Source organism: Polaromonas potterensis (genome assembly GCF_033446725.1).
GTDB lineage: Bacteria > Pseudomonadota > Gammaproteobacteria > Burkholderiales > Burkholderiaceae_C > Polaromonas.
Genome location: NZ_JAWQLX010000003.1, coordinates 332786 through 350179, shown reverse-complemented (window position 1 = coordinate 350179; position 17394 = coordinate 332786). Strand labels below are relative to the sequence as shown.

At 61.6% G+C, this 17394-nt stretch carries 18 protein-coding genes; 6 read left to right on the top strand and 12 right to left on the bottom strand.

Annotated features, from left to right (window positions below; genetic code table 11):
* Nucleotides 1-209 precede the first annotated feature (209 nt).
* Together dbpA and R6254_RS07665 are read left to right on the top strand one after the other, a co-directional pair.
* Nucleotides 210-1634: an ATP-dependent RNA helicase DbpA gene (gene dbpA, locus R6254_RS07670; protein WP_318405703.1), complete on the top strand. Its 1425-nt coding sequence runs from the start codon at nucleotides 210-212 to the stop codon at nucleotides 1632-1634.
* Between the two features lie 365 nt (nucleotides 1635-1999).
* Nucleotides 2000-2872: a transglutaminase-like domain-containing protein gene (locus R6254_RS07665; RefSeq protein ID WP_318405701.1), complete on the top strand. Its 873-nt coding sequence runs from the start codon at nucleotides 2000-2002 to the stop codon at nucleotides 2870-2872.
* 117 nt (nucleotides 2873-2989) lie between these two features.
* On the opposite strand, the gene R6254_RS07660 is transcribed toward R6254_RS07665, so the two are convergent.
* The 6 genes from R6254_RS07660 to R6254_RS07635 form a co-directional block, all read right to left on the bottom strand.
* A complete protein-coding gene (locus R6254_RS07660; protein WP_412103137.1) occupies nucleotides 2990-3961 on the bottom strand; it encodes a branched-chain amino acid ABC transporter permease in 972 nt (323 codons plus the stop codon).
* A gap of 45 nt (nucleotides 3962-4006) precedes the next feature.
* The gene (locus R6254_RS07655) at nucleotides 4007-4891 is read right to left on the bottom strand and encodes a branched-chain amino acid ABC transporter permease (RefSeq protein ID WP_318405700.1); all 885 of its coding nucleotides are present in this window, start codon (nucleotides 4889-4891) and stop codon (nucleotides 4007-4009) included.
* A gap of 99 nt (nucleotides 4892-4990) precedes the next feature.
* On the bottom strand, nucleotides 4991-6187 hold the full coding sequence (locus tag R6254_RS07650) for an ABC transporter substrate-binding protein (protein WP_318405699.1): 1197 nt from the start codon (nucleotides 6185-6187) through the stop codon (nucleotides 4991-4993).
* 68 nt (nucleotides 6188-6255) lie between these two features.
* On the bottom strand, nucleotides 6256-6960 hold the full coding sequence (locus R6254_RS07645) for an ABC transporter ATP-binding protein (RefSeq protein ID WP_318405697.1): 705 nt from the start codon (nucleotides 6958-6960) through the stop codon (nucleotides 6256-6258).
* Complete coding sequence (locus R6254_RS07640; protein ID WP_318405695.1) at nucleotides 6960-7733, bottom strand: ABC transporter ATP-binding protein; 774 nt, start codon at nucleotides 7731-7733, stop codon at nucleotides 6960-6962. The genes R6254_RS07645 and R6254_RS07640 overlap by 1 nt, the downstream gene beginning before the upstream one ends.
* 293 nt (nucleotides 7734-8026) lie before the next feature.
* Nucleotides 8027-8791, bottom strand: a complete 765-nt coding sequence (locus tag R6254_RS07635) for an SDR family oxidoreductase (RefSeq protein ID WP_318405693.1) — start codon at nucleotides 8789-8791, stop codon at nucleotides 8027-8029.
* A gap of 323 nt (nucleotides 8792-9114) precedes the next feature.
* On the opposite strand from R6254_RS07635, the gene R6254_RS07630 reads away from it, so the two are divergent.
* Nucleotides 9115-9360 (top strand): DUF6139 family protein, encoded by a 246-nt coding sequence (locus R6254_RS07630; RefSeq protein ID WP_318405691.1) that lies wholly within the window; start codon nucleotides 9115-9117, stop codon nucleotides 9358-9360.
* Here the strand turns inward: R6254_RS07630 and R6254_RS07625 are convergent.
* Nucleotides 9357-10595: a DEAD/DEAH box helicase gene (locus tag R6254_RS07625; protein WP_318405689.1), complete on the bottom strand. Its 1239-nt coding sequence runs from the start codon at nucleotides 10593-10595 to the stop codon at nucleotides 9357-9359. The genes R6254_RS07630 and R6254_RS07625 overlap by 4 nt on opposite strands.
* Before the next feature lie 165 nt (nucleotides 10596-10760).
* Here R6254_RS07625 and R6254_RS07620 point away from each other — a divergent pair, with 165 nt between their 5' ends.
* Both R6254_RS07620 and R6254_RS07615 read left to right on the top strand, forming a co-directional pair.
* Nucleotides 10761-11111: a DUF6172 family protein gene (locus R6254_RS07620; protein WP_318405688.1), complete on the top strand. Its 351-nt coding sequence runs from the start codon at nucleotides 10761-10763 to the stop codon at nucleotides 11109-11111.
* Between the two features lie 56 nt (nucleotides 11112-11167).
* Nucleotides 11168-11413, top strand: coding sequence for a hypothetical protein (locus tag R6254_RS07615; protein WP_318405687.1), 246 nt, complete (start codon nucleotides 11168-11170; stop codon nucleotides 11411-11413).
* A 4-nt stretch (nucleotides 11414-11417) separates the two neighbouring features.
* Here the strand turns inward: R6254_RS07615 and R6254_RS07610 are convergent, their stop codons facing one another.
* From R6254_RS07610 to fdxA, 5 genes are all read right to left on the bottom strand, one after another.
* Nucleotides 11418-12023 (bottom strand): 3'-5' exonuclease, encoded by a 606-nt coding sequence (locus R6254_RS07610; RefSeq protein WP_318405685.1) that lies wholly within the window; start codon nucleotides 12021-12023, stop codon nucleotides 11418-11420.
* Nucleotides 12024-12072: 49 nt separating this feature from the next.
* Nucleotides 12073-13269 carry an amidohydrolase family protein gene (locus R6254_RS07605; RefSeq protein WP_318405683.1) on the bottom strand — a complete coding sequence of 399 codons (1197 nt, stop codon included), beginning with the start codon at nucleotides 13267-13269 and terminating at the stop codon, nucleotides 12073-12075.
* 72 nt (nucleotides 13270-13341) lie between these two features.
* Entirely contained in the window at nucleotides 13342-14031 is a 690-nt protein-coding gene (locus R6254_RS07600; protein WP_318405681.1) for a TetR/AcrR family transcriptional regulator, read from the bottom strand.
* 305 nt (nucleotides 14032-14336) lie between these two features.
* Complete coding sequence (locus R6254_RS07595) at nucleotides 14337-15110, bottom strand: ferredoxin--NADP reductase (RefSeq protein WP_318405679.1); 774 nt, start codon at nucleotides 15108-15110, stop codon at nucleotides 14337-14339.
* Nucleotides 15111-15145: 35 nt separating this feature from the next.
* The gene (fdxA, locus tag R6254_RS07590; protein ID WP_318405677.1) at nucleotides 15146-15475 is read right to left on the bottom strand and encodes a ferredoxin FdxA; all 330 of its coding nucleotides are present in this window, start codon (nucleotides 15473-15475) and stop codon (nucleotides 15146-15148) included.
* Between the two features lie 264 nt (nucleotides 15476-15739).
* On the opposite strand from fdxA, the gene R6254_RS07585 reads away from it, so the two are divergent.
* Nucleotides 15740-17383 (top strand): 6-hydroxynicotinate reductase, encoded by a 1644-nt coding sequence (locus R6254_RS07585; RefSeq protein ID WP_318405676.1) that lies wholly within the window; start codon nucleotides 15740-15742, stop codon nucleotides 17381-17383.
* Nucleotides 17384-17394: the final 11 nt, after the last annotated feature.

The window sequence follows — 17394 nt, the reverse complement described above, 5'->3', positions numbered from 1 at the left end:
AGCGCTTTGAACCCGCAACATGCAGGGGTTTTTGGTATAAAAATGATAGCTGCCTGCGTCCGTTGGATAAGGGTTAGAGCCTATTTTCTTGTAAAAAGACGTGGCAGGAGCGCCTCAACGGTGCGCCATGAAGCGGCTTCTGTGAGGGACCGCACGGGTCATTCGGGGCGCTAGGGGTTGGTACCTAGGCCGGGCACCGATAATGGGGGATGACCTCTTCCTCTTCCGATTTCAGTACCTTGTCCCTGCCCGCCCACATGCTGGCCAACCTGCAGCAGCTGGGCTACCTGGCCATGACCCCGATTCAGGCTGCCAGCCTGCCGGTGGCGCTGCTGGGCAAAGACCTGATTGCGCAAGCCAAAACCGGCAGCGGCAAAACCGCCGCCTTTGGGCTGGCCCTGCTGGCCAACCTCAATGCCCGGCGTTTTGCCGTGCAGGCCCTGGTCTTGTGTCCGACACGTGAGCTGGCCGACCAGGTCGCCACCGAAATCCGCCGCCTGGCGCGGGCCGAAGAAAACGTGAAAGTGGTGGTCTTGTGTGGCGGTGTGCCGCTGCGCAACCAGACCGCCAGCCTGGAAAACGGCGCCCACATCGTGGTCGGTACACCCGGCCGCATCATGGACCACCTGGGGCGCGGCAACCTGAATCTGGAGGCCATGAACACCCTGGTGCTGGATGAAGCCGACCGCATGCTGGACATGGGCTTTTTCGAGGACATCGTCACGGTGGCCAAACAATGCCCGAAAGAGCGCCAGACCCTGCTGTTTTCGGCGACCTACCCCGAAGGGATTGCCAAGCTGAGCCAGCAGTTCATGAAGACGCCGCAAACCATCACGGTGCAGGCGCAGCATGAAAAAACCAAGATCCAGCAGCGCTGGTACCAGGTGCCGGACAGCGACCATGACGAAGCCCGTCTGGGCGCCGTCGCCCAGGTGTTGCGCCACTTTCGCCCGGCCAGCACCCTGGCTTTTTGCAACACCAAATCGCAATGCCGCGCGCTGGTGGCCTATTTGAAAGAGCAGGGCTTTAGCGCACTCGCGCTGTTTGGCGAACTCGAGCAGCGCGAACGCGATCAGGTGCTGGTGCAGTTTTCGAATCGCAGTTGTTCGGTGCTGGTGGCGACCGACGTGGCGGCACGCGGGCTGGACATTGCGCAACTGGCCATGGTCATCAACGTCGACGTGACGCCGGATGCCGAGGTGCATATTCACCGCATAGGCCGCACCGGCCGTGCCGATGAAGAAGGCTGGGCCATCAGTCTGGCCAGCATGGACGAGATGGGTTATGTCGGCAAGATCGAGGTGCTGCAAAAAGCCGAGTCCGAGTGGCACAAGCTGACCGAACTGACACCGGCCAGCAACGAGCCGCTGCTGCCGCCCATGGTCACCCTGCAAATCGTCGGCGGCCGCAAGGAAAAAATCCGCGCCGGCGACGTGTTGGGCGCGCTGACCGGCGAGGCCGGCAACGTCCCGCCCTTTACGCGGGAACAGGTCGGCAAGATCAATGTCAACGAGTTTTCCACCTATGTGGCGGTGGACCGCAACATTGCCAGCCTGGCCCAGCAAAAGCTGGATGCCGGCGGGGTCAAGGGCAAAAGTGTCAAAGTGCGTTTCATGGACGAAGTCGGGGCCTGAGTTAGGCGCTGTTTCGGCATAAAAACAGGCTTTAGCCCTTATGAGTAGGGCGCAAGCAGCTATAAAAAATATAGCGACTGAGCCGCTGGCCAGTCCCCGGCGCCGTCGTTTGTAGGCGCACAGGCCGCATCGCTGTCAGGTGCGGCGCGCGCCCGGCATGCGAAGTCAGCGCCAGCACCATGGCCGTTTGGCTTGACCTGCCAGTCCCCTCGTTTTCCCGTGCCACACTGACTTGGTGTGCGGCCACGCCTTTGCCCGCAGCCAGATGTTGCCGCCTGGTGCGTGCGCCGCGCCGTCACCCCCTTTGCAAGAACCCCACCCGTCCATGCCGGCCGGGTGGCGGCAAAACTTCAGGAAGACAGCGTATGGTCAGGCTTAAATTTTTGATTGAACTGAGTTACCAGGTCGCGGATGCCGGCTGCGATTTCATTTTCAATATCCACGCGGCACACACGCCCGAGCAAACCGTGCTCAATGAAACCCTGGGCATCAGCCAGATCCTGCAGCCCGAGATGTACACCGATGCGGTCAGCCGCAACCGCTACCTGAAATTTCGGGCCGAGGCCGGTGCCTTGACGGTGAGTTATGGCGCCACGGTCGACATCCGCCACCATGTGGCGCAAGCCGAGCAACTGCTGGAGGTCGGCGTGTTGCAACTGCCGGGGTCTGTGTTGCCCTATCTCTACCCCAGCCGCTATTGCCAGTCCGACCGTTTGAACCGGCTGGCGGTCAAGGAATTCGGCCATTTGCGCCAGGGCTACAGCCGGGTGCAGGCGATCCGTGACTGGGTCCAGCAGCGCGTGACTTTTCGGTCCAACAGCTCCACCGTCAACACCACGGCGGTGGATACCTTGATCGACGAAGTCGGTGTCTGCCGCGACTTTGCGCACCTGATGATCGCCATGTGCCGCGCGGTCAACATTCCGGCGCGTTTTGTCAGCGGCATCGACTACGGCGCCGATCCGGCCTTGGGCCCGACCGACTTTCACGCCTATGTCGAGGCCTACGTGGGCCACCGCTGGTACCTGTTCGATCCGTCGGGCACCGCGATTCCCATGGGTTTTGTGCGTATTGCGACCGGCCGCGACGCCGCGTCCGCCGCTTTTGCCACCTTGTTCGGGGGGGTCACGCCCTCGGCACCGGTGATCAGCATTGAAGCCTTGCCCGACGATGAGGGGGTGCTGGTGTTGCCGCAACATGGGACCGAGGCCTTGTCGACGGCCGGGGCGGAAGACTGAGCCCCCACGTTCGCTCTACTAGCGTGCAGCTCTCTGACTCCCAAGGGGGCGCTGCGCCTGCGGCCCGGCAAAGCCGGTTCCGCGGCCCCGGCTGGTGAAGAGACAGCGCGCGGGCTGTCAGGCGCCGGGCGTGCCGGCAGCGCGCCGACGCCGCTCAAGATAAGCCTGCAGCTCGCCGACCACACCCTTGCGGAAGGCCAGCACACACAGCACAAAAATCACGCCGATGATCACGGTGACCCAGGAGCCGACTTTGTCGGCCAGCAGGTTTTGCAGCGCGATCACGATGCCGGCGCCAAACACCGGACCGAAGAAGGTGCCCACGCCGCCCAGCAAGGTCATCAAAATCACCTCGCCCGACATCGACCAGTGCACATCGGACAAGGTGGCAAAACCCATGACCAGGGTTTTGAGCGAGCCGGCCAGACCGGCCAGTGCGGCCGACAACACAAAGGCCAGCAGCTTGTAACGGTCCACGTTATAGCCCAGTGAAATCGCACGTGGTTCGTTCTCACGGATCATCTTGAGCACCTGGCCAAAAGGCGAATGCACGATGCGCGAGATGAACAGAAAACACAGCACAAACACCGCCACCACGAAGTAATACATGGTGGTGTCGGATTCCAGCGAGAGCAGGCCCAGCAGGCGGCCACGCGGCACGCCCTGCAAACCGTCTTCACCCCCAGTGAAAGGCGCTTGCAGGCAAACAAAAAACACCATCTGGGCAATCGCCAGCGTGATCATGGCGAAATAAATGCCCTGGCGCCGGATGGCGACCAGGCCCACCACCAGACCAATCAGTCCGGCCGCCACGGTGCCGGCCACAAGGCCCAGCTCCGGGGTCCAGCTTTGTGACTTGATGAACCAGCCCGTGACGTAGGCGGCCGAGCCAAAAAAGGCGGCATGGCCGAAGGACAGCAGGCCGGTAAAACCCAGCAGCAGATTGAAGGCGCAGGCAAACAGGGCGAAGCACAGCAGCTTCATGACAAACACCGGATACAGCCCGAGCAGGGGTGCCACCAGCAGCAGGGCCAGCAGGGCCAGGTAGGTGATGCGGCTTGCAGTCATGAGGGGCGCGGCTTTGGGCATGGTGGTTGGAGGGACGGCGGTATCGGTCAGGCTGTTGTTCATGGTTCAGGCTTCCTTGCCAAACAGGCCGGCGGGCCTGAACATGAGCACGATGACCATGATCACAAAGACCACGATGTTCGAGGCTTCGGGATAAAAAACACGGGTCAGGCCTTCGACCAGACCCAGGCCCAGGCCGGTGAGAACGGAGCCCAGAATCGAGCCCATGCCGCCTATCACCACCACGGCAAACACCACGATGATGAGGTTGGAGCCCATCAGCGGGTTGACCTGGATGATGGGTGCCGCCAGCACCCCGGCCAGCGCGGCCAGCGCAGCGCCGGCGCCATAGGTCAGCATGACCATCAGCGGCACATTGATGCCGAAAGCCTGCACCAGCGCGGCGTTTTCGGTGCCGGCGCGCAGGTAGGCGCCCAGCCGTGTACGTTCAATCAGGTACCAGGTGCCCAGGCAGATCACCAGCGACACCAGTACCACCCAGGCGCGGTAGTTGGGCAACACCATGAAACCCAGGTTGGTCGCGCCCGACAGCAGTTCGGGCACCGGGTAATTCTGGCCCGAGACGCCGTAGAGTTCGCGAAAAATGCCTTCGGCAATCAAGGCCAGGCCAAAGGTCAGCAGCAGGCCGTACAGCGGATCCAGCTTGTACAGGTGCTTGAGGAAGAGGCGTTCTATCACCACACCCAAAATGCCCACAACGAGTGGCGCCAGGAAGAGCGCCGCCCAATAATTGATGCCGAGCTGGTCCAGCATGATCCAGGCGGCAAAGGCGCCCAGCATGTAGAGCGCGCCGTGCGCAAAATTGACAATGCCCAGCAGGCCAAAAATGACCGCCAGCCCCAGGCTGAGCAGGGCATAAAACGCGCCATTGACCAGGCCCAGCAAGAGCTGGCCCATAAAAGCTTGAAGGGGAATGCCGAAAATTTCCATGAAAGCCCGTCAGTTCACGCCTGGAGAGTGAGAAAAATGCAAAGGTAAAAAAAGCCCGGTGGCCGATCGCAAGGGCGATGGGCCACCGGCGCCGTCAGATCACTTCTTGAGCAGCGAGCACTTGGAATCGGCTACCGTGGTGAAGGCCTGCTCGCCAGGCACCTTGGCCACGGTCTTGTAGTAGTCCCATGGCGTGGTGGACTCTTTCGGGCCCTTGACCTGGTAGAGGTACATGTCGTGAATCATGCGGCCGTCGGCGCGAATCTGGCCCTTGTTGTAGAAGTCGTCGATCTTCATGCCCTTGAGCGTGCTCATCACCTTGTCGGCGTCGGTGGTGCCGGCGGTCTGGACGGCCTTGAGGTAGGTCGTGACGGACGAGTAGTCAGCGGCCTGCAGGCTGGAAGGCATGCGTTTGTATTTCTCGAAGAACCGCTTGGCAAATTTGCGCGAGGCGTCATCCTGGTTCCAGTACCAGCTGTCGGCCAGTTGCAGGCCTTCGGTGTTGGCCAGGCCCAGGCTGTGCACGTCGTTGATAAACACCAGCAGACCGGCCACTTTCATGGTTTTGGTGATGCCGAACTCCTTGGCCGCCTTCATGGAGTTGATCAGGTCGCCGCCGGCGTTGGCCAGGCCCAGGATTTGCGCCTTGGAGGATTGCGCCTGCAGCAGGAAGGCCGAGAAGTCGGAGGCATTCAGCGGGTGGCGCACGGCGCCAGCCACGGTACCGCCATTGGCTTTCACCACCGAGGCCGCGTCGCTTTCCAGGGAGTGGCCGAAGGCGTAGTCGGCCGTCAGGAAGTACCAGCTTTTGTTGCCGGCCTTGACCAGGGCGGAGCCGGCCACCTTGGCCAGGGCCACGGTGTCGTAGGCATAGTGCACGGTGTAAGGCGAGCAGTCTTCATTCGTCAGGCGGGCCGAGCCGGGGCCAATCGCGATGAAGGGGCGTTTTTTCTCGGCCGCAACCTTGGCCATGGCCAGCGCCGTGCCCGAGTTGGTGCCGCCGACCAGCATGGCCAGGTTGTCCTTGTCCATCCATTCGCGGGCCTTGGAGCTGGCGATGTCGGGTTTGTTCTGGTGGTCGGCCGACAACACTTCGATGGGGCGGTTCAGCACCTTGCCGCCAAAGTCCTGCACGGCCCACCTGACCATTTCGACACCCGCCGGGCCGTCGATGTCGGCGTAGAGGCCGGACATGTCGGTGATCATGCCGATCTTGACCGGTCCCGTGTTGGTTTGCGCGGACGCCGCGGCGCCAAATCCAATGGCCAAAGCGGCGACGAGGGTTTTGAGTTTCATGGTGTCTCCTGGTTAAAGTGGGGCTGTCTAAAACGCGAAAAAAGTCTGGTGGGCTGGGCGCGGGGCGCTCAAACGCCCAGGTATTCCTGCAGCATGCCCATGTTCTGGGTCAGCTCGTGTTGGGCAAACTGTTTCACGATGGTGCCGTGCTCCATCACGTAAAAACGATCGGCCAGCGGCGCGGCAAAACGGAAGTTCTGCTCGACCAGCACGATGGTGTAACCCTTGGCTTTCAGCGTGAGAATCATCTCGCCGAGTTTTTGCACAATCACGGGTGCCAGGCCTTCGGAGATTTCATCCAGCAGCAGCAAACGCGCACCGGTGCGCAAAATACGCGCCACCGCCAGCATCTGTTGTTCGCCGCCTGAGAGGCGGGTGCCGGGGCTGGACGCGCGCTCTTTCAAGTTGGGGAACATGTCGTAAATCTCGGCGATGCTCATGCCGCCAGGCGCAATCGTGGGCGGCAACATCAGGTTTTCCTCGGCCGTCAGGCTGGCGAAAATGCCACGTTCCTCGGGGCAATAACCCACGCCCAGACGGGCCACCTTGTGTGGCGCCAGCTTGATGGTTTCTTCCCCCTTGATTTGGATGGAGCCTTTGCGTGTGCCGGTCAGGCCAACGATGGCGCGCATGGTGGTGGTGCGCCCGGCGCCGTTGCGTCCCAGCAGGGTGACGACTTCACCCTCATGCACGGTCAGGTTGACGCCGTGCAGCACATGCGACTCGCCATACCAGGCGTGCAGGTTCTCGATACGGAGCAATTCTTTGGTCATCAATGCGCTCCTTGCAGCTCGGTATTGACGGTGCCCATATAGGCTTCGATGACCAGCGGGTTTTTGGAGACCTCGGCATACGGGCCGTCGGCAATGATGGCGCCGCGTTGCAACACGGTGATGCGGTCGGCAATCGAGGCCACCACATTCATGTTGTGTTCCACCATCAGGATGGTGCGGCCGACGGAGACTTTTTTGATCAGCTGCGTCACACGGTCCACGTCTTCATGGCCCATGCCTTGTGTGGGTTCGTCGAGCAGCATCAGCTCGGGTTCCAGCGCCAGCGTGGTGGCCAGCTCCAACGCGCGTTTGCGGCCGTAAGGCAGGTTGACGGTGAGTTCGTCGGCAAAGGCGCTCAGGTCGACCTGGGCCAGCAACTCGCGGGCACGGTCGTGCAGGTGAAACAGCGTGTCTTCGGCTTTCCAGAAATGAAACGAGGTGCCCAGGTTGCGCTGCAATGCGGCGCGCACGTTCTCCAGCACCGTCATGTGCGGAAACACCGCCGAGATCTGGAAGGAACGGACAATGCCGCGCCGCGCTGTCTGCGCCGGTTTTTCGGTGGTGATGTCGTTGCCGTTGAACAGGATGGTGCCCGTGGTCGGGTGCAGAAATTTGGTCAGCAGGTTGAAGAAGGTGGTTTTGCCCGCGCCGTTGGGGCCGATCAGCGCGTGGATATGCCCGCGCTGGACCTTCAGGTCCACCTGGTTGACGGCCACGAATCCCTTGAATTCCTTGGTCAAACCCTGCGTTTCAAGAATGAATTCCGCTGGCAAATTGCTCTCCGGCTATTTAAATGGCATATGGCGGACACCCCGATCCGCGACAAGATAAGCGGATGCTAACGAGCCCCACTGGGCCACACCAGCGGGTTAGAACTTAAGTAGTTTCACCAGCATGTTGCGATGCACCAATGTGTGGTAAAGCCGCACGCAGGCGGGTCACGCGGCTTTCGGTGATCCAATGGCGGCAGGCTAGTTTTTTAAGTCAAAAGAGGCGCTGACCCATGCCGTACAAGCGCAAGCAGCTATCAAAAATGGAGCGAGTCCGGTGTGGGCCAACGCGCTGTTTAACGTGCATGGGTGACGCCGCCATCCACCACCAACGTGGAACCGACCACGTAGTCGCCGGCGCGCGAGGCCAGGTAAATCGCCGCGCCGGCCATGTCGGCATCTTGTCCGACACGCCCGGCCGGAATACGCGCCGCCACCGCGTCGCCGTGGTCTCTGGCGTCCTTGTTCATGTCCGAGGCAAAAGCGCCGGGCGCAATCGCGCTGACCACGATGTTGTCCTGGACCAGGCGCACCGCCATACGCCGCGTGAGCTGGATCAGGCCGGCCTTGCTCGCTGCGTAGGAATAGGTTTCCATCGGATTGACCGAAATGCCGTCGATGGAGGCGATGTTGATGACCTTGGCCGGTCGTTTTTCGGCCGCCTTGCGCAGCAGCGGCATCAAGGCCTGGGTCAGGAAGAAAGGGGTTTTGAGGTTCAAGTCCACGACCTTGTCCCAGCCGCTTTCCGGAAACTCGTCAAACGGTGCGCCCCAGGCGGCACCGGCGTTGTTCACCAGGATGTCGAGCTGGGGCTCGTGTGCGGCATAGGCGGCGACCAGGGCGGCGGCCCCGGCCAGAGTGGACACATCGGCCGGCAGCGAGACGCAGTGGCCCAGGCTGGAGAGCTCCTGGGCGGCCTGGTCGCAGGCGGCGGCCTTGCGCGCCGAAATATAAACCCGCGCGCCCTGGGCCAGAAAGCCGGCGGCGATCATGCGGCCTATGCCGCGCGAGCCGCCGGTGATCAGGGCGGTGCGGCCCTGGAGGGAGAAAAGATCATTCATGGGGGGCTCCTGTGTGGGGATGGTGTCCGGGATGGCGAGGTCGTTGTCGTCGCAGCTTAGCGCGGCTGTTCCCGCCGGCCCGTCACCTGGGTGTCTGGCGGGCCGCTCTGGCGCCTGCTTCCTGGGGTGGCGCGATATTTATGAGCGAAATTGGCCTCCAGCCCATGAAAGACGGGCGCAAACAGCTATAAAAACAGGAGCAAAAGCCGACCCCTGAACCGCCTTTGTCAGGGTTTTAAGAAGGGGTTTAGGGTTTTCCCTAGAGCGTTGTGGCGACAGGGCGATAAGGTAGAACGCTCAGCGAGCCAGCCAAGGAGAAAACCATGCGTGTGGACATTTACCGCCGAGCCGAATCCGACCAGCGGCACTCTTACCTGGCCGTGCCTGAGGGCCGGCTTATTCCTGAGGAGGCGACCAACACCGATTGGGCGTCCGAGGCCCGCGGTGTGGAGGGCGGTGCCCAGGCCGAGCTGCTGGGCAAATACGCGATTGACGGGCTGGAGCAGCAGATCGCCGAAAAAGGTTATGCCATCACCAGCCTGAAGGCCCGCGTCAACGCCGGCGGTTAGTGGTTTGCGGCGGCCGCGGCCGCCCGGAGTTTGTCTTTTTTGCTCGGGCGTTTGCCCTTGATGCCACCGGTGGAGGGCGGCAGTGCCGCCGGGTCTTGCCGTGGCTCAAAGCCTTCGACCTGCTCGCGCGGCAGGGCCAGGCCCTGGTGTTTTTCGATCAGGCGGAAATGCGCCTCGGTGTCGGCGCTGACAAAACTCAGGGCCACACCACTTTCGCCCGCGCGGCCGGTGCGGCCTATGCGGTGGATGTAGTCGTGCACCGAACGCGGCAAGTCGTAGTTCACCACCACCGGCAACTGCGAGATGTCCAGGCCGCGCGCGGCGATGTCGGTGGCAATCACCACCTTGAGCCGGGACGCCTTGAAGTCGGCCAGCACCTGCGTGCGTTTGCCCTGGCTCAATTCGCCGTGGAAAGGTTCGGCGTTGATGCGGGCCTTGCGTAATTTGTCGGCCACCATTTCGGCCGCATGTTTGGTCGCCACAAACACCAGTACCCGGCGCCAGGCGTTTTGTACGATCAGGTGGCGCAGCAACTGGGTGCGCCGCTCGGGATCGACCGCCATCGCCCGCTGCAGGATGTCGGGTTCGTCTTGTTCCTGAGCCAACACGTCGATACGGACCGGGTCGCGCAACAACTGATTCGCCAGCGCCTGCACGGCCGTCGGAAAGGTGGCCGAGAAAAACAGGTTCTGGCGCTTGGGCGGCAGCAAGGCGAGGATGCGCGCGAGTTCGTCGGCAAAGCCCAGGTCAAACAGGCGGTCGGCCTCGTCCAGCACCAGCGCCGAGACGCCGGACAAGACCAGCGCGTTCTGGTTCACCAGGTCCAGCAAGCGGCCGGGCGTGGCGACCACGATGTCGGCCCCGCCGCGCAGATTCATCATTTGCGGGTTGATGGACACGCCGCCAAACACCACCGCGACCTTCAAGGCCTGCGGCAACTGCTGCGAGAAGCTGCGAATGGCTTCGCCAACCTGGGCCGCCAGCTCACGTGTGGGCACCAGGACCAGGACACGCACGCGGCGCGGCTTTTCACTGGGGATTTGTTGCAACTGTTGCAACAGCGGCAGCGCAAAAGCGGCGGTTTTGCCCGAGCCGGTTTGTGCCGCGCCCAACACATCACGGCCTTGCAGCACGGCCGGAATGGCCGCCGCTTGGATGGCCGTGGGAGCCGGGTAGGCCTTGGCGCTGACAGCGCGCAGGAGGGCGGGGGACAAACCCAGGGAAGAAAATGGCATGAACAAGGGCTTTGTGAAGGTGACAGCGGACAGGGAAAAGAGCCCGTCGCAAAGACCCAGTTTAAGCCCCCGCGCCCAAGACGGGGCAAGAGGGGGAGGCCGCATAATCGAAGGCTTGCGAATCAGCCGCTTCAGGACTGAACATCGAGCGACTAAAGGGAAGCCATGAAAAAAACATTCAAACTCACTATCGAAGGTAAAAACCGCGACCGCGTGCTGGACGCCGTCAAACACGAGATCCGCAAATACGTCAAACGCCAGCGTCGCGTGCCCCTGCCCGAGGGTGTGGACTATTGGGACTTTGACTGCCGCTTTGGCAGCAGCGAAGACCAGGCCGAGGTGGTTCACTTTGCCACCATCATGACCCTGGTGGATGCGGTCGCCAAAGAAGGCGGCGATGCCTTTTACCTGGAACTGCTGGCCAAGGCGGGTCACCGCCAAGCCAGGCCGGCCGGCGAGGCCGCTAGCCGGCCGGATGATGCCCAGGACGAACTGGACGAGCAGGACGCGCCCTGAACTTCCTGGACTTTGATTACAGCGAGGACCCGCAGGGCGGCGGGACGTTTGATGCCATGGCGTCGGTCCGGCCCGAACAGGTCGCCGCAGTCCGCGCTGAAATCGCACAGGTGCTGGATTGGGCCCATGCCGCCTTTCCGGGCCAGCAGGCGCCGCTGGACGAGGGCGGCGAGTGGGATGTGGACCTGCAGGAGGCCAGCGAGGGGGATGCCGCCGCCGCATCCTGGCAGACCTTGACCCTGGTGATCAGCGGCAGCCCGCAGTTTTGCGCCGCCTTCCGGCAGCGCTTTGACGCCGACTAAGGGTTCAAATGGGCTGCGGCGACAAGCCGAGGGTATGAAAGACCTGGATCGCCGCCCAGGCGTCATTGGCCGAATAAACAATCTGGCTTTCCGTCAACTGGCGGTTGGCCCAGTTCGAGGTGGTGGCTTTTCTCGACTTTAAAAACCGCCGCTTGAACACCACGGCGACGGCGCCCCGCACGCCGATCTCCTTGACATAACCCATTTTCCTGAACACCACATTGAGGTCCAGCACATTCTGGGGTTCCACCCCCAGGGTGCGCCGGATTTGCTGATGGTCGCCGGCCAGGCCAAAACCGACCTTGGTGATGCTGGGTGACTGCAGCAGGGCCGAGACCGCCTCGCGGCAGCCCACGTCGTGCAACTGAAAAACATAAGCCTTGTGCAGCGTGGAAAACTGCACCACATGCGGCCCTTCGGACACCTGGTCTTTGAAAAACGTCGGTTTTGACTCGGTGTCAAAACCCAGCACGTTGCTGGGCGCCAGGTCTTTCAGGGCTTGCTCGGCCTGTTCCCGTGTGGAGACGACCACAATGTCGTTGAGCGCCAAGCGGTCCAGCGGCTCAAGCCCCGACGTTTCTTCCTTGGTCGGCGTGTGGAGATGTGGCATGCCTCAGCGCCCCGGTTTCAGGGGCAACGGTCCTGGCTTGGCCAAGGCATCAAGCATGGGTCACCACGCTGGGAATGGTGGTGGCCGGCGGCGTGTTGCGGCTGCGGCCGCAGCGCACCAGGCCGTCGATCATCACCATGCCCACGCCCGGAATATCGCCACGCTGCACGCTGTCCAGCAGATCGCGGCCGGCCGTGTGTTGGGCCCTGTCCATGAAGACAAAGTCAGCATCGCGGCCGACTTCGATCAGCCCGCAGTTGAGATTGCGGATACGTGCGGTGTTGCCGGTGGCAAAACAAAAGGCCAACTCGGCCGGGATGTTGCCCAGGCTGGACAGCAGCGAGATCAGCCGCAACATGCCCAGCGGCTGCACGCCGGAGCCGGCCGGGCCATCGGTACCCAGGATCACGCGGTGCGGGCATTTGAGCTGCAAGGCTGCCTGGGCTGCGGCAATCGCGACTTTTTCGTTGCCGTTGTGGACGATTTCGATCGCCCGTGAGGATTTTTCGCACAACTCGCAGACGTGGTTTTCCGACAAGGAGGTGTGGCCGCCGTTGATGTGGCCGATCACATCGGCATCCGCTTCCAGCACCACGTCCTTGTCGATCAGGCCGGAGCCGGGAATCGACGGACCACCGGTGTGGATGGTGCTCTGGATGCCGTATTTGCGCGCCCAGGCGACCATTTCCTTGGCCTCGTAACCGGCCTTGACCGATCCCAGGCCGACTTCGCCGAGCAGGGTCACGCCGGCTTCGGCCAGTTCCTTGAAGTCCTGCTCGACCATGCCTTTTTCAATGATGGGCGCACCGGCCAGCACCTTGACGCCGCCGGGCCGGAAGTTGTCAAACGCGCGCTGCGCCGTGATGGCCAGTGCCTTCAGGCCCACGATGTCCTTGGGCCGGCCGGGCAGGTGCACCTCGCCCGCCGAGATCATGGTGGTGACGCCGCCGTGCATGGTGGAGTCAATCCAGCCGATCTGGTTCTGGCGCGGTGTCCAGTCGCCAAAAACCGGGTGCACATGGCTGTCGATCAGGCCAGGCGCGACGCAGGTCTGGTGGGCGTCAATCACGGTCACGGCATGGGCGGTGTCGCAATCCTTGGCTTTGCCGACGGCCACGATCAGGCCATCGTTCACCACAATGGTGTCGGCGTCCAGGATGGGCTGATCGATGTCGCCGGACAGGAGCAGGCCGATGTTGGTGATGACGACTTTTCCTGATTTTCCGGTCGAGGCGGCTTCTGCCATGGGGTGTCCTTTTTTGTTGAAGGTGAGGGGATAACGCTGACGCGTCCGTACAGGCCAGCGTGGTCGCGACGTTCAGGGCGTGGTCATGACGGTGCGCAACACAGTGCTGATGATGAAGGCCTGCCATTCGGCCAGGGCTTGCGGGGCCTGCAGGTCTTCGCCCAGGAAGGCTGACAAGGTGTGTCGGTTGGAGATGTAGAAATAACCGGTCGCGGCAATCAGCAGGTAGACATTGCGCGCGGAAACATCGGCGCGAAAAACACCTTTGGTGACACCACTTTCCAGCAGTTGCCGGATGATGGCAATCGCCGGAGATGAATATTCCCGGGCGCGTGCCGACTTGACGATGTGTTTACCGCGGTGCAGGTTTTCCGTGTTGAGCAGCGTGATGAACTCGGGGTTTTTGCTGTAGTAGGAGACCACAAAGTTGATGACTTCCGTGAGCGACGCCACGGGTTGCTCGATGTCGAGTTGCAGAGCCAGCTCCGCATCGTTCATGCGGCGGTACATGTCTTCGAGAACCTCGATGAACAGGCCTTCCTTGCTGCCGAAGTAGTAATAAATCATCCGGTCGAAAGATTTCGCGGTCTGTGAGATTTTTTCGACGCTACCGCCCTCGTAGCCGTAACGGGCGAATACCTTGGTGGCCGCGCGCAGGATGTTGTCGCGTGTGGTTTGCGCCGCCTGCTCCCGCACCCCGGGCCGTTTTGCAGGTGCACGCTTTGGGACGGGTGAACGGGCTGTGCTGGTCTTGGCTGTCATGGCTGGGGGGTGAATTTCCGGTCGCAGTCTGGTGAGTTTTCAGTGGGCCATGTTTTGCCGTGCCACGCCAGGAAACTCAGCCTCCTCGGCGGATCGCGAACGACGCGAGGCGACAAGCGTGGGGGTCATCGAACGCCACGAAGGGCCGCCCCGAGCAAGTTCAGCCCCCTCGGGGGGCAGCGCAGTACGCGAAGCGACAAGCGTGGGGGTCATCGAACGCCGCGAAGGGCCGCCCCGAGCAAGTTCAGCCCCCTCGGGGGGCAGCGCAGTACGCGAAGCGACAAGCGTGGGGGCGATATCCTTTTTCATTGCTCGGCAAAAGCACGCTCAATGACGAAGTCGCCGGGTTTGGAGGTGTTGCCTTCCTTGAAGCCGGTTTTTTCAAGCAGGTGTTTCAAATCCTTGAGCATGCCCGGGCTGCCGCAAATCATGACGCGGTCATGGGCCGGGTCCAGTGTCGGCAAGTTCAGGTCGGCAAACATCTTGCCGCTTTCCATGAGGTCGGTGACGCGGCCCATGTTGCGGTAAGTTTCCCGGGTCACCGTGGGGTAATACAGCAGCTGTTTGGAGATCAGCTCGCCGAGGAATTCGTGCTGCGGCAGGTGGTCGACCACCAGGTCATGGTAGGCCAGCTCGTCAGCCTGACGCACGCCATGCACCAGGACGACTTGTTCAAAACGCTCGTAGGTCTCCGGGTCGCGGATGATGCTCATGAAAGGCGCCAGGCCGGTGCCAGTGGACAGCAGGTAGAGCCGCTTGCCCGGCAGCAGGTAGTCAATCACCAGCGTGCCGGTGGGTTTGCGCCCCACGATGATCTTGTCGCCGACTTTCATGTGCTGCAGGCGCGAGGTCAAGGGGCCGTCTGCCACCTTGATGCTGAGAAACTCGAGGTGTTCCTCGTGATTCGGGCTCACGATGCTGTAGGCACGAAGCAGCGGTTTGTCATTGACCCGCAGGCCAATCATGGTGAAGTGGCCGTTGCTGAAGCGCAAGGACTGGTCGCGGGTAGTGGTGAACGTGAACAGCTTGTTGGTCCAGTGGTGGACGGACAGGACAGTTTCTTCGTTGAAAGCGCTCATGGTGATGGACGGATGTAGGAGAGGGGTTGAAGTCTTCAGTTGACGGGGTCTAGGCTCGCCAGCTTACCGGTTTTGTCTTTCCATTGCTCCGCGCTGGGCAAGGGCGCGATGCGTTTGGAAATAGTGGGCCAGTCTTTGGCAAGGCGTGCGTTGATTTCCAGGAAGGGCTGAAACTGATCGGGTGTGTCCGTGTCCGCGTAAATGGCATTGACCGGGCATTCCGGGATGCAGACGGCACAATCAATACATTCGTCAGGATCAATCACCAGAAAGTCTGGCCCTTCCTTGAAGCAGTCTACCGGACAGACATCGACGCAATCCGTGTATTTGCATTTGATGCAGGGGTCCGTGACAACGTGGGTCATAAATGCTCCTTGGCGGCACGGGCCGAGCTGATAGTCGAGTCATCCATGGCTGCCAATGTGCCACATTAATGTAGTGGACACAACATTTAAATGTAGTGAGTACAACATTTTTTTATGATTTCAGGAAAACGGCTCGCAAACACCATTGCGTCGGAAATCTGTATGCGCTACATTGATTTGAAATGTAGCAAACGCAACACATAAATTAAGTGTGCGCTACATCAAAGACGCGAGCGGATGGATGGCCACAAGAAGGCGACGACGATGACCGAACATACAAAGACAGATGGCTTGCCCGGCATGGATACGCCGGAGCCGCCCCAGGTGCTGGAGAAAGCCCGGCCGCGCAATGAGCGCATGAACAGCGAAAAAATCGAGTGCAATGCCTGCCCCGTGTTGTGCCAGATTTCGGATGGCCGCAGCGGCGCTTGTGACCGGTATGCCAATCGCGGCGGCACCCTGGTGCGGGTCGATCCCGTGTTGTTGTTGCGCCGCACCCTGGCTGGCCAGGACGCTTCTGTGGTTGCTTTTGCCGGCCGCGTGGCGGTGGATGATCCTGCCGCTCAGGCCCTCTCGCCCGAAGCTGCGCCGGCGCCCGCAGCGCCAGCGTCGTGGAGTGGGGATTTGTTGTTGGCTGACGAGGTGTTTATTACCGGTGTCGGGTCGTCGACGACTTACCCGGACTACAAGCCGGCGCCTTTCATCGTGTCGTCGAAAGCCGCCGGCGTTGATATGGTTACCGTGGTCACGGAAGGCATATTCAGTTACTGCAGCTTCAAGGTCAAGATAGACACCGACCGTTTTCTTGGCGCCGAGCAGGCCAATGTTCGCTGCAAGGGTGAAGTGGTTGGCCATGTGACAACGGCGGAGTACGGCTCCCAGATGTTGTCACTGGGCGGCGTGCATCACCTGACCGGCGGCAGCAAAAAAGAAGGTCGCGTGACAGTGGAGATGATGAAGGCGATGGGCAACAAGCAGGCCGTGGAGTTCACGATTGACGGCGGCTCCCAAATCCTGATCCAGGCCGGCCGCGCGCCGATTGTCAACGGGGTAGAAGAAAAACGCATGCGTGTCGGTTGCGGTTCGGCCACCATCGGCATTTTTGCGAAGCAGTTGTTCGGCAAGCTGGACGAGGTTGTGGTGGTGGATGACCACATCACCGGTGTGTTGACCGAGCACCAGGCCGGCCGCTGTCTGGACATGCGCGCGTCTGGCATCAAGATGCGCGGGCGAAAATCCACGCCAGGCCGTTATTTCCAGGTGGCCAACCCCGGCACCGGCTGGGGCGGCACCGACATTGCCGACCCTTTGTCCATCATTGAAAGCTGGGATGCGGCCACCGCCTGGCCGGGCTTGCGCCTGTTGATGACCTCAACCACCGGCGAACATGCGAGCTGGTATGTGCTGGATGAAGCGCTTTGTCCTGTGGAGCAGGAAATGCCCGCAGAGGTGCGTCGCATCGTGGAGCGGATTGGCGAGAACTGCGAACCCTCCCTGTCCACCGTGCTTTTTCTCGGCGGCGCCGGCGGCAGCTTGCGTGCCGGAGTCACGGAAAATCCGGTGCTTCTGACCCGTGCCATCAAGGAGGCCCTGGTGAATGTCACCTGCGGCGGCGCACCGGCTTATGTGTGGCCGGGGGGCGGCATCACCGTGATGGCCGATGTCATGCGTATGCCCGACAACAGCTTTGGAACCGTACCTACACCGGCCATCGTGGCGCCGATTGAGTTCAGCATGAAGCTGGACGACTACCGTGCCCTCGGTGGTCACATGGACTACGTGCGCACGCTGGAGGATGCACTGCAACGGGGAGCCTGGCACAACGAAGGTGCACCCTCGGCACTGGCGTGGGTTCAGCTTCCCCCGGCCAATCCCTGGCCACTGGCGCGTCCGCCCTTGTTGGGTTGATCGGAGCAAGC

What these genes read in the sequence shown, in the direction of transcription:
- R6254_RS07610 (WP_318405685.1), bottom strand. Translation starts at nt 12,023, where the DNA reads ATGCCACATCTCCACACGCCGACCAAGGAAGAAACGTCGGGGCTTGAG.
- R6254_RS07620 (WP_318405688.1), top strand. Translation starts at nt 10,761, where the DNA reads ATGAAAAAAACATTCAAACTCACTATCGAAGGTAAAAACCGCGACCGC.
- dbpA (WP_318405703.1), top strand. Translation starts at nt 210, where the DNA reads ATGACCTCTTCCTCTTCCGATTTCAGTACCTTGTCCCTGCCCGCCCAC.
- R6254_RS07665 (WP_318405701.1), top strand. Translation starts at nt 2,000, where the DNA reads ATGGTCAGGCTTAAATTTTTGATTGAACTGAGTTACCAGGTCGCGGAT.
- R6254_RS07615 (WP_318405687.1), top strand. Translation starts at nt 11,168, where the DNA reads ATGGCGTCGGTCCGGCCCGAACAGGTCGCCGCAGTCCGCGCTGAAATC.
- R6254_RS07585 (WP_318405676.1), top strand. Translation starts at nt 15,740, where the DNA reads ATGACCGAACATACAAAGACAGATGGCTTGCCCGGCATGGATACGCCG.
- R6254_RS07645 (WP_318405697.1), bottom strand. Translation starts at nt 6,960, where the DNA reads ATGACCAAAGAATTGCTCCGTATCGAGAACCTGCACGCCTGGTATGGC.
- R6254_RS07635 (WP_318405693.1), bottom strand. Translation starts at nt 8,791, where the DNA reads ATGAATGATCTTTTCTCCCTCCAGGGCCGCACCGCCCTGATCACCGGC.
- R6254_RS07630 (WP_318405691.1), top strand. Translation starts at nt 9,115, where the DNA reads ATGCGTGTGGACATTTACCGCCGAGCCGAATCCGACCAGCGGCACTCT.
- R6254_RS07660 (WP_412103137.1), bottom strand. Translation starts at nt 3,961, where the DNA reads ATGCCCAAAGCCGCGCCCCTCATGACTGCAAGCCGCATCACCTACCTG.
- R6254_RS07625 (WP_318405689.1), bottom strand. Translation starts at nt 10,595, where the DNA reads ATGCCATTTTCTTCCCTGGGTTTGTCCCCCGCCCTCCTGCGCGCTGTC.
- R6254_RS07595 (WP_318405679.1), bottom strand. Translation starts at nt 15,110, where the DNA reads ATGAGCGCTTTCAACGAAGAAACTGTCCTGTCCGTCCACCACTGGACC.
- R6254_RS07605 (WP_318405683.1), bottom strand. Translation starts at nt 13,269, where the DNA reads ATGGCAGAAGCCGCCTCGACCGGAAAATCAGGAAAAGTCGTCATCACC.
- R6254_RS07655 (WP_318405700.1), bottom strand. Translation starts at nt 4,891, where the DNA reads ATGGAAATTTTCGGCATTCCCCTTCAAGCTTTTATGGGCCAGCTCTTG.
- fdxA (WP_318405677.1), bottom strand. Translation starts at nt 15,475, where the DNA reads ATGACCCACGTTGTCACGGACCCCTGCATCAAATGCAAATACACGGAT.
- R6254_RS07650 (WP_318405699.1), bottom strand. Translation starts at nt 6,187, where the DNA reads ATGAAACTCAAAACCCTCGTCGCCGCTTTGGCCATTGGATTTGGCGCC.
- R6254_RS07600 (WP_318405681.1), bottom strand. Translation starts at nt 14,031, where the DNA reads ATGACAGCCAAGACCAGCACAGCCCGTTCACCCGTCCCAAAGCGTGCA.